Origin of the sequence: Colwellia sp. BRX10-1, from assembly GCF_014077545.1 — a bacterium.
Classification (GTDB): Bacteria; Pseudomonadota; Gammaproteobacteria; order Enterobacterales; family Alteromonadaceae; genus Colwellia_A.
Genome location: NZ_JACGWC010000017.1, coordinates 18,769 through 36,626 on the forward strand (window position 1 = coordinate 18,769; position 17,858 = coordinate 36,626).

The 17,858-nt window shown below is 37.8% G+C and carries 11 protein-coding genes; 9 read left to right on the forward strand and 2 right to left on the reverse strand.

Annotated elements, in window-relative coordinates:
* Nucleotides 1-97: 97 nt before the first annotated feature.
* From H4J75_RS20430 to H4J75_RS13640, 8 genes are all read left to right on the forward strand, one after another.
* Nucleotides 98-1,276, forward strand: coding sequence for an MOSC N-terminal beta barrel domain-containing protein (locus H4J75_RS20430; protein WP_182213793.1), 1,179 nt, complete (start codon nt 98-100; stop codon nt 1,274-1,276).
* Between the two features lie 498 nt (nt 1,277-1,774).
* Complete coding sequence (locus tag H4J75_RS13610) at nt 1,775-3,010, forward strand: alginate export family protein (protein ID WP_182213795.1); 1,236 nt, start codon at nt 1,775-1,777, stop codon at nt 3,008-3,010.
* A gap of 195 nt (nt 3,011-3,205) precedes the next feature.
* Complete coding sequence (locus H4J75_RS13615; RefSeq protein ID WP_070375702.1) at nt 3,206-3,790, forward strand: aminodeoxychorismate/anthranilate synthase component II; 585 nt, start codon at nt 3,206-3,208, stop codon at nt 3,788-3,790.
* A gap of 115 nt (nt 3,791-3,905) precedes the next feature.
* Nucleotides 3,906-5,051 (forward strand): HDOD domain-containing protein, encoded by a 1,146-nt coding sequence (locus tag H4J75_RS13620; RefSeq protein WP_182169190.1) that lies wholly within the window; start codon nt 3,906-3,908, stop codon nt 5,049-5,051.
* Nucleotides 5,052-5,386: 335 nt separating this feature from the next.
* A complete protein-coding gene (locus tag H4J75_RS13625) occupies nt 5,387-6,601 on the forward strand; it encodes an aspartate aminotransferase family protein (protein WP_070375700.1) in 1,215 nt (404 codons plus the stop codon).
* A 105-nt stretch (nt 6,602-6,706) separates the two neighbouring features.
* On the forward strand, nt 6,707-7,723 hold the full coding sequence (gene astA / locus H4J75_RS13630) for an arginine N-succinyltransferase (RefSeq protein ID WP_182213797.1): 1,017 nt from the start codon (nt 6,707-6,709) through the stop codon (nt 7,721-7,723).
* 124 nt (nt 7,724-7,847) lie between these two features.
* Nucleotides 7,848-9,317: a succinylglutamate-semialdehyde dehydrogenase gene (gene astD / locus H4J75_RS13635; protein WP_182222451.1), complete on the forward strand. Its 1,470-nt coding sequence runs from the start codon at nt 7,848-7,850 to the stop codon at nt 9,315-9,317.
* Between the two features lie 204 nt (nt 9,318-9,521).
* Nucleotides 9,522-10,343 (forward strand): DUF1338 domain-containing protein, encoded by an 822-nt coding sequence (locus H4J75_RS13640; RefSeq protein WP_182213800.1) that lies wholly within the window; start codon nt 9,522-9,524, stop codon nt 10,341-10,343.
* A 495-nt stretch (nt 10,344-10,838) separates the two neighbouring features.
* Here the strand turns inward: H4J75_RS13640 and H4J75_RS13645 are convergent, their stop codons facing one another.
* Complete coding sequence (locus H4J75_RS13645; protein ID WP_182213801.1) at nt 10,839-13,805, reverse strand: TonB-dependent receptor; 2,967 nt, start codon at nt 13,803-13,805, stop codon at nt 10,839-10,841.
* 368 nt (nt 13,806-14,173) lie between these two features.
* Here H4J75_RS13645 and H4J75_RS13650 point away from each other — a divergent pair, with 368 nt between their 5' ends.
* Nucleotides 14,174-14,317, forward strand: a complete 144-nt coding sequence (locus H4J75_RS13650; protein ID WP_182213803.1) for a hypothetical protein — start codon at nt 14,174-14,176, stop codon at nt 14,315-14,317.
* A gap of 191 nt (nt 14,318-14,508) precedes the next feature.
* On the opposite strand, the gene H4J75_RS13655 is transcribed toward H4J75_RS13650, so the two are convergent.
* Nucleotides 14,509-17,496, reverse strand: a complete 2,988-nt coding sequence (locus H4J75_RS13655) for a TonB-dependent receptor (RefSeq protein WP_182213804.1) — start codon at nt 17,494-17,496, stop codon at nt 14,509-14,511.
* Nucleotides 17,497-17,858: the final 362 nt, after the last annotated feature.

Consider the following 17,858-nt stretch of genomic DNA (forward strand, 5'->3'; position numbering starts at 1 on the left):
ATCTCTGATAATATACCTGATAAGATAGTAAAAAGGCATTGCAATGCCTTGTTAATTTAGTAAGTATGCATAGCCATACTAAATTAAAGGATGCGACGTGCGATCACCTTCACTACAATCACTTCATATTTACCCGATTAAATCGGCTGCTGGTATTTCATTATCGACTAGTTGGGTTGATGACTTGGGCTTGAGCCTTGACCGCCGTTTTGTCATAACAGATAAAAATGGCCAATTTATAACCGCTCGCACTGAACCAACACTTTGCCTTATTAAGGTTAATTTATCTGCACAGGGCTTAATATTAACCGCTCCAGATATGCCAGCGCTGCATCTACTTTATCAAGAATTGTCACCCATTTATAAAAAAGTAACGGTATGGCAAGATGAAATACAAGCACAGTATGGCCATGAAAATTTTGATTTATGGTTCAGCCAATTCCTAAAAAAACCTTGCCAGCTTCTTTATTTTGGTAAAAAATCACAGCGTTTAGTTAGCAAAAGTCATAAAAAAATTGCCTTTGCTGACGGTTATCCACTATTGCTTACCTCTCAAGCCTCACTCGATGATTTAAATAACCGGCTAACTCAACAATCAATCCCTGCGATTACCATGAAACAATTCAGACCTAATATTGTGGCTAACCTCTGCGATGCCTACGCCGAAGACACTTGGCAGCATATTCGTATTGGCGAGGTTGAATTTGAAGTAACTAAGCCTTGTTCACGTTGTATTTTCACTACAGTGAACCCTAACAATGCCGAAAATCATCCACAGCAAGAACCGCTAACAACCTTAATAAACTACCGACAAGTGGCCAGTGGAGATGTGATGTTTGGGCAAAATTTAATTGCGCTTAATCAAGGAAGTATTCAGCAAGGTGATGAAATTGTTATTTTAAAGAAGCAAAATCCACCTATATTTATTGCCAAACCAACAAAAAAAACAGCTAACAAAAAAACGACTGCACAAGCCAGTGTTAACAAGGAGCCAAAAAAAATGCGTAAAGGAAAAGTTAATTTAAACTTTGAGTCATGGAACAAAAACGTTATTGGCAACACAAAAGACTCTATTTTAGAACAAGGTGAATCAGCAGGAATGCTACTTCCCTATTCATGTCGTGGTGGCATGTGTGGTCGTTGTAAAATAAAACTAATAGATGGTGATGTTAAACAATTAGCTAACGACGGTTTAAGTGACGATGAGAAAGAACAAGGCTTTGTTTTAGCTTGTAGCTCAGTGCCACAATCAGACTTAGTGTTAGCAAAAAGATAATAAGCAACCGCTTTTATTGAAAAATAATTCCCGATAAACCTTTGATACATATATCGTAACGTGACTAAAGTGAACGGCAATTGATACCGTTCTCTTTTTAACGACTATCCATTTTTTTATAACTCACCTTGTATGAACAAGCGTTGATAAGCAGATATGCTTTACTTTAGCGCTGAGATAATTCAATCCTCTTTACTATATTTTATCTGCTATGTATTTAGCATTTTATCATTCTACTTTTAATCCGCTCTAACAGTATCAAGCTAATGTTTGATGTAAATCAACAATAAAACAGCTGCATCATTAGACAAAATCACAACTTGATTTAAATCAAACTTTGCATTTTGGCAAAGTGACAAAATCAGCCCATTAATTAGTTCTCAAGAAATAAACATTAAACCATATTAAATAACGCCACTGTGTGTGACCTCCTTGTTTGGTCGCAATAACGTGTGTCGAGCCGAAAGATACATACATAAAATAGATAGGATATACACGATGAAATTTACGAAAACAAAATTATCACTGGCTTTAATTACCGGTTCTATTATTTCTGCGCCTTTTGCAATGGCAGACGATGCGGCATTCAATTCAGGTATTAAAAAAGCACTAACAGACAGTAAAGTAAATGTGAGCTTACGCGCCCGCTATGAAGGTGTCGATGAAGACGGTGCAAATGGCACCACAGATAAAGATGCAACAGCGTTAACAATAAAGTCTCGTCTAACCCTACAAACAGGCAATTATAAAAAATGGTCGTTAGGCCTTGAGGTTGATAATGTAACCGCCATTGTTGATGATTATAATGACTTAACCTTTGATTACTCTGGCAGTGATGCTGTCGTTGCTGACCCTGAAATAACCGACGTTAACCAGGCTTTTTTACAATACAATAGCGAAAAAGTTAAATTAACAGCAGGTCGCCAACGTATTTTACATAATAATCAGCGTTTTATTGGTGGTGTTGGCTGGCGTCAAAATGAACAAACCTATGACGGTTACCGTATTGAATATACCGCAAGCGCTGCACTTTCCCTCGATTACAGCTACATCTATAACGCAAACCGCATTTTTGGCGATGACAAAAAAGGTGACGATCTTTCAGGTGCTTTTCATTTTGCGAATGCTGCCTACAAAATTAATACCGAACACAAAATATCAGCATTTGCCTATGTATTAGACTTTGATAGAGCACATGCAATGTCTTCAAGCACCTTCGGCGCTCTTTACAATGGTAAATTTGGCGCGGTAAGTGTTAACTTAAGTGCAGCAATGCAAAGCGACGTTGGTGATAACCCCGTAAATTACGATGCTAACTACTACAATGCTGAGATAGCCACTGACTTAGGTCAAGTTACATTATTAGCAGGCATTGAGGTTTTAGGCAGTGATAACGCTAAAGCAGCATTTAGTACACCTTTTGCGACCTTACATAAATTCCAAGGTTTTTCAGATAAATTCTTAAATACGGGTAGCAGTACTGGTATGCCAAATGGTGTTGAAGATACATACATTACCGTTAAAACAAAATTGGCTGGAGTTAAGTTAGCGGCAACATTCCATGACCTAGCGGCAAATGAAGGCAATATAGACTATGGTACAGAATTAGATCTTGTCGCCGCCTATACCTTTAAAAAGGATTACGACTTACTGGTAAAATTTGCCCGTTACAGTGCTGATGAATTGAGTACGGATACCAGCAAACTATGGATACAAGTTGCAACTAAGTTCTAGAAACTTACGCTTGAACATCATCTTAATTAAAGGCTGTTACGTAAGTATCAGCCTTTTTTATGTGGGGTGTCTGTTATGTTATTAAAAAACCAACAAAAACAACAACAAAGCAGCAAAGTAGAAATATATAATGAATTGTCAATGATGAGCGATTAGAATAGCCGCGTTTATTATCTTCCTACCCAAGGGACTATTTTGTTATTAATGCTCGACAATTACGACTCTTTTACTTTTAATTTAGTACATTACTTCCAAGCATTAGGGCAAGAGGTCGTCGTTGCACGAAATGACCGAATAACTTTAGCTGAAATTAGGGTACTATCACCCCAGTATATTGTTATTTCTCCAGGTCCATGTTCTCCAAATGAAGCGGGATTATCATTAGAGATAGTTAAACACTTTGCCGGTAAAGTGCCAATTTTAGGTGTTTGTTTAGGTCATCAGTGTATTGCACAACACTTTGGTGCAAGTATTGAAAAAGCACTTGTCGTGATGCATGGGAAAACAAGTAGAATAAAACATAACGAAAGTGGCTTATTCCATCAATTAAATAACCCTTTAACTGTGACACGCTATCATTCATTAATTGTTAATAAAGACACTTTGCCTGATTGCCTTGAAGTAACGGCTTGGAGCAAAGATGAACAGGGTAAAAACAATGAAATTATGGCCTTAGCCCATAAAACATTGCCTATTGTAGGTGTACAATTTCATCCTGAATCGATTTTAACGGAACAAGGCATGATGTTACTGAAGAACTTTATTACTCACTGCAAATAAAACAAAAAAATTAGCGTCAGGCGATCACTCTCATTTGTCATCATTCATACTTTTGTGTATGTCGCCGATAAAGACTATTCAAGTTCAACTTTATTGGAAAACACCCTATTAGCTCATGCAGATATTTGAAAACAACGACCTAGTCGCCCCAATATATAAAAGAGCGATGAGCTTAATGATCAGTAAAGGCTTTGCTGAAAAGCAAAGTGGAAAAGTGTCTGTTGCTGTCCATCAAAACAGCGAACAAGCTAATCGCCGCAGAGAATTACTTGCGGTTGAAGAAGAAGCAAATAAAAATAAAATCATTCAGGCCCACGGAGAAAGTTTCTTTACTGAGCAAGTCATGGCTAAATTTTTTACCCATGTGACAACTGAAGTAAACAAAAAATTTGATAACAAAGAAAACCTCTACAACAAAATATTAAAAATTGAAGATGCCATTCCCAGTATTATGGAAATACTGTCAGTGCGCGCCGCTTCGATTAATCGTATTATTCCTTTAGCTAAATCATTACCTTGGTTAGCAAATGAGCTAATTAATCTGGTCAATAAACCACAGTATCGTAAACGGGCCGATGTCCAAGTTACTGACGCAAGTTTAGCATTAAGTTATATCGGCTTAGACAATTTAAAGTTAGTCATGCCAACCTTTATGCTCAAACATTGGTTACCTAATAGCACGGCTCCTTACACGTTAATGAAAAGAAAACTTTGGAATGACAGTTTGGCTGTTGCCATGTCTTCCTCAGTATTGGCTAAAAAAGCAGGTATGGATGAATTTTCGGCTTTTGCTGCTGGCATGTTTAGTCACCTAGGACTAATCGCTGTTTCTCGCTGCTTTTTAACCACTTACAGTGAGTTACATACCGCAGAATTAAAAGCTGCTTACGAGAATAAAGATAAAAAACTTCATGATACATTAGTTGCCTTTGACGCTTCACCAGACTTATTAATCGAACAGCTAATAACACGCAGTAGCAAGATATCAGCAGATTTAGTGGAGTTGATGCGTCTAGACCGCTTGCAAATTACCGAAGCTATATTTGATCTTGCCTACACAGAAACATTAGAAAAAATGTGCCCACTAGCGCAAATAGTCACCAAAGCAAAAGCGTATGTTGCTTTTAGAAGCTTAGCTAAAGATGATTTAATCAGTAATGATGAAGCTAAGTTACTGTTAACAACAGTACGAATCACGCCACAAGAGATCAATTTATTAAAGAAAAGCGACATTGATCACATAAAATTAAATTTTAAATAATTTTTGATTAATTATGAAAAGTTTACCTATTGTTAATAACCCACTGTGTTCGTTACCTCACGAGCAATTCCGTTAGTAAGCCTATAAAACTCTCTTTATATAGTTATGCATCTATACTGAATAAAACATGGCAAGCCTTTGTTTTATAAGGTCTGCAGTCATTTTGAGCAAGACAGTACTTGTTTTCTCTGTCATACTTAGCGCCTAATTTTTAGCTTCATCATTTTTATGTCTGCTGAAAAATAAACTAATATAAGGTTTTTACCTGCTGAGCTATTTTGCGGTAATGCCAAGATACACTGCACAGCAGTGTTTAATAACTTGAGGTGTGAACAATGACTAACCATTTTCCTGTAGACCGTAAATTATTTGATGACGTAATGGTACCTAACTATGCGCCGTCAACGGTAATCCCTGTACGTGGTAAAGGCTCTCGTGTTTGGGATCAACAAGACCGTGAATTTATTGATTTTGCTGGCGGTATTGCGGTTAACTGTTTAGGCCATTGTCACCCAGCATTGGTTGGCGCATTAAAAGACCAAGCTGATAAAATTTGGCACTTATCTAACGTAATGACGAATGAACCCGCTTTACGTTTAGCTAAAAAAATGGTTGATCATACTTTTGCAGATAAAGTTTACTTTGCCAACTCGGGCGCTGAAGCAAATGAAGCAGCCCTTAAATTAGCTCGTCGCTGGGCACTTGATGTTCATGGCGCAGGCAAAACACAAATTATTGCATTTAATCAAGGTTTTCACGGCCGTACTTTCTTTACCGTTACTGTTGGTGGACAAAAAGCTTATTCAGATGGTTTTGGCCCTAAGCCTGGTGATATAGATCACGTTGACTACAACGACCTAGAAGCACTAAAAGCAATTATGTCTGATAAAACTTGTGCCATAATGATTGAACCATTACAAGGTGAAGGCGGTTTAGTTTCTCCTACACAAGAGTTCATTGAAGGTGTGCGTGAACTTTGTGATCAACATAACGCTTTACTAATCTTTGATGAAGTACAGACAGGTGTTGGCCGTACTGGCGACTTATATGCTTATATGGGTCTAAATGTTGTACCTGATATTTTAACAACCGCAAAAGCATTAGGTGGTGGTTTTCCAATCGGCGCGATGATAACAACAACCGAACTTGCTAAACACCTTAAAATAGGTACTCACGGTAGTACTTATGGTGGTAACCCATTAGCCTGTGCTGTAGCTGAAGCCGCATTTGATACGGTTAATACGCCAGAAATTTTAAATGGTGTAAAAGAAAAAGCAAAACGCTACGTTGCAGGTTTAAACGCAATTAATGCTAAGCATAAAGTATTTAAAGAAATTCGTGGTAAAGGCTTGTTAATTGGTGCGGTACTAACCGAGCAGTATCATGGCAAAGCAAAAGACTTTTTAAACGCTGCTTTAGAAGAAGGTGTTATGACCTTAGTTGCTGGCGCAAACATTATTCGTTTTGCTCCTTCATTAGTTATTCCAGATGCTGATATCGATGAAGGCTTAGCGCGTTTTGAAAAAGCTGTTGCTAAACTAGCAAAATAGTCATTGTTAAATTACGTTAATAAAACAATTACACCGTTGAAATTGTAGTTATTTTTCTAAAATGACTGCAATTTCATTTTTCTTTGTAAAAAATGAGATCTTTCTATGATTATTATACGCCCTATTCAAGCGAGCGATTATGACTCTTTACATCGTATTGCGATAGAATCAGGACACGGTTTTACATCACTACCTGTCAATGAAGGCTTATTAAAGCAACGTATCGCTCATTCTGAGTATTCTTTCGATAAAGATGTGTCGCACCCGTCTAGCGAAGGTTATCTGTTTGTAATGGAAGATACTGACACGGGTCAGGTTGTTGGTACAAGTGGTATTGAAGCCGCTGTAGGTTTAGAAGATGCTTTTTACCATTATCATTTAGGTAAAGTCGTCCATAACTCTCGTGAGTTAGGCATTTATAATACCGTAGAAACATTGTCACTGTGTAATGACTACACGGGTGCATCTGAAATTTGTACTTTGTTTTTGGGTGAGAGTCACCGAAAAAATAAAAATGGCCGTTTTCTGTCTCGTTGTCGCTTTTTGTTTATGGCTGAACATCACGAGCGCTTTGCAGACACAGTTATCGCTGAGATGCGTGGTATATCTGATGAAGAAGGACGATCTCCTTTTTGGAATTGGTTAGAAGAGCATTTCTTTTCGATGGACTTTCCAACAGCCGATTACTTAACCGGTATTGGTAAAAAAGTCTTTATCGCTGAGTTAATGCCAAAGCATCCTATCTATGTCAGTTTATTAAGCAAAGATGCACAAAAAGTGATTAACGAAGTTCATCCTAAGACATTACCTGCCTTGCGATTATTAGAAGCCGAAGGTTTTGCCCGCCGAGGATACGTTGACATCTTTGATGGTGGCCCCACGGTTGAAGCACAAACAGCCAAAGTAAAAACAATTCGAAATAGTGGCAAGTATCAAGTCATTATTGGTGAGACAGATGATAAAGCTAATTTTATTATTTGTAACACGAAAGTTGCAGGTTTTAGAGCTGTTCAAGCAAAGGTATCGCTAAGAGCAACTGCTGAACAGGTGTTGATGTCAGACGATATCGCTAAAGCACTGCATGTAAATGAAGGTGATTTTGTACGCTTAGTTCGCAATTAACGTAAACCTTGATTCTCTAAGCAATCATTTTATTTCACTGAGCAGCGCGCAGTGAAATAATAATTAGTTCATTAGGTGGGTTTTTATGTCACCTGGTAACGTCGTAAAGTATAAGGACAGAAAAATGTCAAAAGCAATACAATTAATTAATGGTCAGTGGCAAGCAGGTTTAGGTCACGATGTTAGCTCGTTAAACCCAGCAAGAAACACAGTTATTTGGCAGGGAAAGTCTGCTTCTAAAGAACAAGTTGATATTGCGGTAAAAAGTGCGAGAGCGGCGTTTGAGTCATGGGCAGACATGAGCCTTGAAGCACGTATTGCTATTGCTGAAAAATTTGCTGTGCTTCTTGGCGAGAACAAAGAAAATCTGGCAATAACCATTGCAGAAGAAACAGGTAAGCCTCTTTGGGAAACCCGTACAGAAGTTGGCGCCATGATGGGTAAAATAGCGATTTCTGTCAAAGCAAACAATGAGCGAACGGGTACTGTTGAAAACCCAATGCCTGGCGCAAAAGCAATGATACGTCATAAGCCTCATGGTGTTGTTGCCATTTTCGGTCCTTACAACTTCCCTGGTCATTTACCTAACGGACATATTGTTCCTGCATTAATAGCGGGTAACACAGTTGTATTTAAACCAAGTGAATTAACACCAAAAGTTGCTGAAGAAACCTTAAAACTTTGGTTACAGGCGGGTTTACCAAACGGTGTCATAAATCTCGTACAAGGTGAAGTTGAAACAGGCAAAGCGCTTGCTTCACATCCACAAATCGATGGTTTGTTTTTTACCGGTAGTTCAAATACTGGCCATTTATTACATGAACAATTTGGCGGCCAACCGGGTAAGATTTTAGCTTTAGAAATGGGTGGAAATAACCCACTAATCGTTAAAGATATTAGCGATGTTAAAGCGGTAGTGCATGATATTATTCAATCAGCCTTTGTTACTACAGGACAGCGTTGTACCTGTTCAAGACGCTTATTTATTGAAGCAGGCGAACAAGGTGATGCTATTATCGCTAAGCTTATTGAAGCGACAAAAGCGATTAAAATAGGTTATTTTGACGATGAAGAACAACCTTTTATCGGTTCAATGATTTCTGAAAAAGCAGCGTTAAGTCTTGTTGCTGCACAGCAACAGTTACTAGATTTAGGTGCACAATCATTAGTTGAAATGAAGCATTTAGAAGCAGGTACTGGTTTTATTTCTCCGGGTATTGTTGATGTAACATCGATTAAAGCTATGCCTGATGATGAGCATTTTGGTCCATTATTAAAAGTATACCGTTACACAGATTTCGACGCGGCGATCAATGAAGCAAACAACACTTCATTTGGTTTGTCTGCTGGCCTATTAAGTGACAGCGAAGATTTATACAACCACTTCTTCCGTAGAATACGTGCAGGCATTGTTAATTGGAATAAACCGATTACTGGCGCAAGTAGTGCGGCTCCATTTGGTGGTATTGGCGCAAGTGGTAACCATAGAGCAAGTGCATTCTATGCAGCTGATTACTGTGCTTACCCAGTAGCCTCTGTTGAAGCACCTAAAGTGTCATTACCAGCAACATTAAGCCCAGGCTTGAGTATTTAGGCACACTTACAGTAATGTACGCTAATAAGTTAATAATCAAAGCTGGGCTTCGTCCCAGCTTTTTTAAGAATATAGATCAAATCTAGCCATTCAGCCTGAATAGTTAGCAGTGACTCGCATTCTCATAAATCCTTTTAAAATGAACGCCTCTCTTTAACTATTCATTAGTCACTAATTTTACCTACTCCTACTACGGATATTTACATGACAAATATTAATTCAATTCAACACCAGCAAGTTACTGACTTGTTTACTAACATTTGGCAAAACTATATTGAAGTTACGCCTTCTGCCGATAAAATTCATCATTTACTCAGCTCAGGAGGCGATTTAATCAACGATCATGTTGCTTATCGAACCTTTGATAGTGCGAAGGTAAATTTAGATAAATTAGCCGCTATCTTAATAGCGCTAGGTTATAAATATTCTGGTGAATATGACTTTTCAAGCAAAAAACTTAATGCAAAACATTTTGAACACAGTGATGCGAGCTTGCCAAAAGTTTTTATCAGTGAATTACGCGTCAAAGAATTCTCAGTTAATGTTCAAAACATTATCGAAAAAATGGTTAGTGCTATAGACGATGAGAAGGTTGCACAGAGTAGTTTCTTGTATTCTGGTACACATTGGCAAGTAAGCAAAGCAGAGTACCAAACTTTGTTAGCAGAGAGTGAATATGCCGCTTGGGTGGCTGCTTGGGGATACCGTGCAAACCACTTTACTGTCAGTATCAATCACCTAGATAACTTTTCGACTATTGAAGAGGTAAATATCGCCGTTAAAGCAGGTGGGTTTTTATTAAACACGACCGGCGGTGAAATCAAAGGCGACTCAATCGTTAAACTTGAACAATCGTCAACCATGGCAGATAAAGCTATTGTTAAATTCTCAGATGGAGAAGCAGAAATCCCTAGCTGTTTTTATGAATTTGCTAAGCGATACCCATTAGATTCTGGCGAGCTATATGCTGGTTTTGTTGCGGCTTCTGCAGATAAGATATTTGAAAGTACCAACGTAGCAGCCTAATTGTTGTTCAACAACCCATCAATGGGCTAGGTTATAGCGAGCAGAAATAAAGCCCTGCTCGCTAAATTTTTACAACAATAACATTACTTTGCATAGTCCTCCCTTTTACTCCATGACATTAGTCACATTACCGATTACAAATATCAAACACCTTTCATTGGTGCTCAGCCTTTCTATTTTGGCACTGAAATCGGATCCTTTGGTTCGAATAAGAACTTATCCTTTTCCTATATTATGATTAGTTTTTCCTGAACTAGTATTTAAAGCATCGCTGACGACTGAAAGGGATTAACCCTTACTATTTATTCTCTGCTATTTATAGGTAAGCGTTTCATTTAACGCCCTCTAATTTTTAATGTCTGGCATTTACCCTTATATAAATACAGCAAACGTTAAAGTTCAGTGAACAATAAATATCGCTTGTTAAATATTAACCATAAAAAAACCCGCTAAGTAGCGGGTTTTTTAACAACTAAATTATTGTTTAAACAATTTTTAGAAGCGGATTGAAGCGCTTAAACGAACATAACGTGGAGTCTGCCAGTTCTGTGCTAAGCCGTAAGTTGGGCTAACAAAGTAGTTACCTGAACCGTCTTCATTGAAATCAGTTCTAGATTCATCATCATAAATCTCGTCGAATTCAGATGCTGTATCATTGTTAAATACGTTGAAAACATCTGCACGAAGATTTAAGTCAAAGTCTTCAAATTCAATGTCGTAACTAGCCGTTAAATCAAGGTTCCAAAGAGAATCTGTTGTACCTTCTGAACCACGTTTAGCTAATTGACCGCCTTTGTAGAAAGACTCTGAACCATATGCCTGAGCAAATATATCAGTTGGGTGAATACCAAATGCACTTCTTGGCTTACCTGCTTGCCATGAGAAGTTTGCACCAATATTCAAGTCATCAGTAACTTGGTAAGAACCAAATACTTTAACTGAATGACGACGGTCATTTGGTAAGTTACCATCACCACCATCTAATAAACCAGGTTGGTCAAAGTTAGTTGTTAAACCAGCGTCATCTTGACCGTTGTCTGAACGAACTAAACCTTCGTTGTTACCCCAGCTATGTGACCAAGTGTAAGTACCAGTTAACATCCATTTGCCATCCCACTCTTTGTTAACAGTTACGTCAACAGCAGCATATTTACGGATAGCTTCAGGGTAGTTTAAGTCAGATGCAGGAATAGTGTATTCTTGATTAGCTAAAGGACCAGCATCACCATCAGGGTCAGTTGTTACAGTAATGTCTGTACCTGGGTTAGTTAGTACATAGTAATGGAAACCTGTACATTCAGTACAAGCTGAACCGAATTCACGATTAACATATTCATTAAAACCAAAATCGATTGCAACATCTTCAATAGTTGTTGCTAGTTCACGGTAAGTACCTTGAACTGCCATGCTCCATTCGTCATTTAACTGGAACTGGTAACCGGCAATGAATTCATCTGAATACATAGGGTCGATGCTTGAATCAACGATTGCGCCTGCTTCTGGAACATCACCGTTTGAGAATACATCTTGAGGACGACCAGTGTAAGTACCACCAGTTAGGTTAGGAACTTCTAACCCATCGCTGCTCATTCCGTCGTAGTTGTAGTAATCTTGAACATAAGTTTCAGCACCGGCTAAACGAATGTTAGTGTTAGCAGCGATTGGAAGATAGTAACGACCGTAGCTTGCCCATATTTTAGACTCGCCATCGCCCATAACATCGTATACAGCGCCTAAACGTAATGCCCATTGGTTTTCAAGTTTAATGAAAGATTCACCAATACCATTCTTGTTTTCAAATGAATCGTTACGAATACCAGCATTAATAACTAGATCGTCTGTAGCTTGCCATTGATCTTGAATGTAGTATGCAAAGTTTTCTGATTCAAAAGAACCACCGCTGCTGTATGTACGGTGACGTACATAATCAATCGTAGTATCATCTTCACCGATTACGTATAAGTAGTAAGCGCCACCAGAGTTAATTGTTTGTTGGTTTGCCGTTAGTGATTCTTTATCAACACCAAAACGTATTTCATGATCACCTAAGTACCAATCAGCATCGATACGAACAACTTGACGCTGATCATCACCTTCACCAATGCTAAAGTTAGCAAAGTTACCACCAGGAACAAACGCTCCTGTTCTAGTGAAGTTACGGTAAATAGCTGGGTTAGCATCTAAAACACTACCAGCTGTACGGTCTGTTTCATTGATACCGTATTGAACTGATACTGAAAAATCGTCAGTAATAATAGACGTTAATTTAGCTGTGTAGTTCAAACCACCATTGTCTTCAAAACTTTCTTTTGGTTCAGCACCAGTAGAACCAATATAATCAGTTCTCAATGTAGTTGTAGTACTTTGATCAGAGAAAGCTGAGATTTCAAGGATATTGTTTTCAGTAATATACCAATCTACTTTTGCACCCCAGAAAGAATCATCATCTTTTTGTGAGTATAAACTTTGTGCAATACCATCTGGAGTAGAAGCTTGTCCACCGTTGTATTCAAATTCATCGCTACGCGGGCTGTATAGTGCGTAATAGAAAAGAGTATCTTCGATGATAGCGCCACTTGCCCATAAGTTAACTTCGTAGAAGTCATTCTCATCGCCAGTGTTATCAATACGTAAAGTACCGTCATCACGTTTTTGTGATTGCTTATCTTCTCTTAAAGCATCTGGTTCGTAGTAAACATTTACGCCAGCTTTAAATTCGTTTGAACCACTTTTAGTTTTTGCGTTAATTACGCCACCAGTAGCACGACCAAATTCAGCCGAGTAACCACCAGTTTTAACTTCAAATGTATCATACATTTCAAATGGTGGTTGACTAGAACCAACACCTGTACGGAAGTTAGTAATGTTAAGACCATTCACATAGTAAGCATTTTCAGCTACAGATGCACCACCAATAGATGGGTTGTTACCAAAAGCAGAATCACCTTTAGTTGTACCCGGTGCTAATAAAGCAACACCAGTGAAATCACGTGCAACAGGTACTCTATCAAGAGTTAAAGTATCAACAACGATACCTGTGCTTGAACTTGTGATATCAACCATAGCAATAGCTGAACCAGTAACTTCAATACGCTCAATATCATCAGCAGCTAGAGTCATGTTAAGGCTAACTTTACCGCCCATACCAACTTTAACATCTTTTTGAGCTGTGATTTGGAAGCCATCTTTCATTGCTGTAATGTCATACATTCCAGGAGGAAGAAGCGGGAAGCGGAAAGAACCTTCGCTATCAGAAACAACAGAGCGGGTTAAACCAGTTTCTTTGTTTACAATTTTAATTGTAACTGAACCAAGAACTTGACCACTTTGGCTAATAGAACTACCAGTAATATAACCTGTTGTGTTATTTGCCATTGCAGGCATTGCTGCACTCAATGACATCGCTACTGCTACAGCAGTAATTGATTGTTTAAAGCTACGCTTTAAATTAGAATTTTTCATATTAGTGTTTCTCTCTGGACTTATAGTTTAAATATTTATTGTTTTAAATTCTTTGAATATTTCAACAAATTGTTACATTAGGTAACAATATCCATTAATTCTGCCTGAATATAGAAATATTACAACCCCTATTACAAAAATGTTTTTGAACTTTTTTATTAGTACCTAACCAACTGTTTACCAATGAAATAATCAACCTATTAACCAAACCATATCCAAATATGTATCGATTTATAGACGCTACAAACAAAAAAAAAGCCTTTTTGTAACTTTTTTGTAAAAATATTTTATACAAAATATCCGTATTAATTGAAATATTCCAAATATCAGTAATCAAATTAAGCTATAAATCACTTGAGGGAGCTACAATGAGTTCTACTTTATATAATGCAGATCAATTTAACTGCAGCTCTGTGGCTGAGCGATTTAAAAAATATAACGATTTACCTCGCCCAGAAATAATGCCAATGATTGATTTATCCCCATATTTACATGGCCCGTTAAAAAGTTAAGGGGGAATTTTCGTTAATGTTTAGGTAAAGTGTTGAGTAGAAAAATAATGGTCAGTTTAGATGAGCAAGCAGCCAAGGTTCTACGCGACGACAGTTAACGCATGAAATAAACCTAGTTAATAACTGAGGTATCTAGATATATAAAAAAAATGCCAGCAAGATGCTGGCATTTTTATTAAGTTATCATTTAATTAGAAAGAAAGACGCGCACCTAAGTATAGTCTTCTAGGTTGAACCCATTCAATAGCTTCACCAAAGGCATAAATACCGTCACCCGCTTTAAGATCTTGTTCACGTACACCTGCTTGATCATCCAAGACATTAAACATATCTACAAAAAATTCTGCTTTGTATTCATCAAAATCATAAACATATTTAACACGAAGATCTAAAGTACCATAGGAAGCACTAGTGTTAGCTGCGACCACACCATCTTGAACCCAACGTGAAGAAATACCGCCAAAATCATAAGCATTATCTTCACGTAACGGGAAGTGACGACTACCGCGAGCGTAGTTAGTACTATAAAGTGTCCCCGAGTTCCAGTTGTAAACAGCACCAACTTCAATGCCATTATCAAAATAATAACTACCTGCCAGTTTCGCTAAGTATTTAATATTACCCGGTTGATCACCCCACATATTAGGTGCGGCTGGATCTAACTCTAATACATCACCTTGGTAATCAGCGTTGCCATCTGAGTTTGAATTACCTTGCGCATCGTTATAAGTAAAGGACGCAAGCATTGACCAATTGTCTGTACGGCGTTTACGGAAAGTTGCCTCAAGACCTTGATATTCACGTTTTGCACCAGACAGTGTGCCGATAACAAAGTTTGATTCAGGAGCTTCTGAATATCCAAAGTATGAATAAGGTAAGTAAAAGGGTGAATTTACTAATGCTTCATTATTTGGATCTGAGAAAGTTCCTAGGTCATAATCTTCCATGATATCTTTGGTTACACGCTTAGTGTAAGTAAGATCAATACTCATATCGTCAGATAAGGCTTGCGTATAACCAATTAATAACTCGTCCGTGTAGGGCGTTTTAATACTGGGAGCGAAAAAGGCATCTTGACCACCCTTTTGACCACCACGTGTACGGAATGTTAGCCAGCGGTCACCAGCAAAAACTTGCTCTTCACGAACAGGGCCCGTCAGATTACCCGCAAAACTTGTCATGTCGGTACGAATCGGATCATAGTAGCGACCAACAAAAGCAAAGACTTTACTTTCCCCATCGTTATTAATGTCCCATGCAGCACTTAAGCGAGGAGCAATTTCCCAGTCGAACGTTTGAATCGTATCGCCTGCAGATGAAATATGCTCATATTTTTCCGAACGTATGCCAATATTTACCGAAATACCATCATCATTGCTCCATTCATCTTGAATAAAGAATACTTGACCTTCAATTGACATTTCAACCGGAGCTGTTTGGGTCATATTAATGCGATAAACATTATTTAAACCATTTGGATTACCCGTAGAACTATTAAAAGTCATCTCATCTAATTCTGCACGACTAATTGCACCATCATTATCAGAATCTAACAGGCCTAAATAGTATGCGCTATCAGTTGCTACCATCGCATCTAGAATGCCATCTACGTCACTGTCTGAATCAGAAATATCGGTAGTTCCTGTCCAGCTATCGCTAACATAGCTACCAAAAGTTGCACCTGAATTTTGACCTGGAATTGATGTGTATTGCGCGCCGTCACCAGTATATTCTAGGCTGGTTTTAAAGGTACTTTTAGTTTGTGAGTAACCGGTTTTAATAACATGAGAGCCAAAATCACTCGTATCTAAATAATATTCGGCAGTAATTTTCATTTCAGTGCCATCACGACTGGTAATAGAGTCAGAACCGAGTCCACCGAGTGAAAGATCACGACCCGTAGGGTTCCCCCCTAAATAAGCCACATCATTTCTTGAAGATTGGTCTGCGGCTAAACTAGACAGCTCTCCTTCATGTGAAGCATATTCTGCAGTAACAATTAAATCATCCCATGTATGAGAGTATTCAAAATGCAGATTATCACCACCTTGTTTTCGAGCTCTATCTCGATTATTAAAGAGTGACGCATCAGCTGAACCACTTATTTCTGTTGGATCGTTAAAGTACGAAACAACAAAACGATCATTTTGAGTTGCTTGCCAAGTTAATTTAGCAAAACCTAAATCAGCTTCATTAGTAATCGTGCGTTGTAGTGCACCCGTTTCTGGATCAGCAACATCTTCTTCAAGGTCTTTGACTTGATAAGAAGTAAAGAACCATAATTCATCTTTGATGATTGGACCACCAAGCGTAAAAGCCGTATCAAAGGTTGAAAAACTATTTGCATCTTCATTTTTGTTATCAGCAACTAAGCCATCATTTTGCAGGTAGTAGTTAACAGAACCATGAAATTCATTACTGCCTGACTTAGTAATAACGCGAGAGACTAAACCTGCACCACCGGCAAACTCAGCAGGAATACCACCCGTCAGTATTTGTTGTTCTTGAATAATTTCGGAGTTAAAGTTTGCACCAAATGTACCTGTGTTATTATCGGTAACATTAATATTATCAATATAATAAACGTTATCTGTAGATACCCCTACACTGCCACCACTATCACTATAGTTAACACCTGATTTAGAGGAAGGGTTTCCACCTGTAGAAGGTTTAGTACCTGGTGCTAATTGTAAGTATGCTTGATAATTACGCGCAGTAGGCAAAGATTCAAGCATTTCTAAAGTTAAATCAATACCTGATGTCGTTGAGCTAGTATCAATGGTTGCAACAGAGCCTCTCACTGAAATCACTTCGATATTATCCCCAATACCAGATAAGATGTAATTTACATCAAAGCTTTTACCTGACACTACACGCACCTTATCACGTGAAAAAGGTTCAAAACCATTACCTGTTATTTCAACTTCATATTTAGTTGATGGGTCTAAACCTGATAATCTTAAGTAACCATTTTTATCAGTTACACCTTTGCGGCTAACTAAACTTTCAGAAGTGCTTACATTTACAACGGCACCCGCTACAGGTTTACCCTCTGCATCAGTTACTTGGAATTTTAGACCACCGGTATCTGCAAATGCTGTACTCATACCTAGAACAGTCGTTACAGCGATAGCTGCAATTGAGCGTTTAAAGTTTCGCTTTAAATTAGAATTTTTCATTATTAGTATTTCTCCCTGAACTTATAATTTTAATTATTTAAAATCATGAGGTTAACTTTTAAACAAATCGTTCGTTTAATTAACAACCCCTTGATACTGCCTGAATATGGAGATATTACAAGCCTTTAGGTCAAAGTTATTTTGAACTTTTACAGACGAAGCTAACCACCTGATATTTATATAAATGTCTGTTTATTCGTACAGTAATGTTTGCAACAATATATCTTTTTCAATAAAAAAAAAGACTAATTAATAGACATATTTCAATCTAAATTGTTTTTATAAATAACGAAAAAATAGCAGAGACCAACCTTGATCAAACGCCTACATAAGAGGTATGGTATATTTTTTTATAAAGGTTA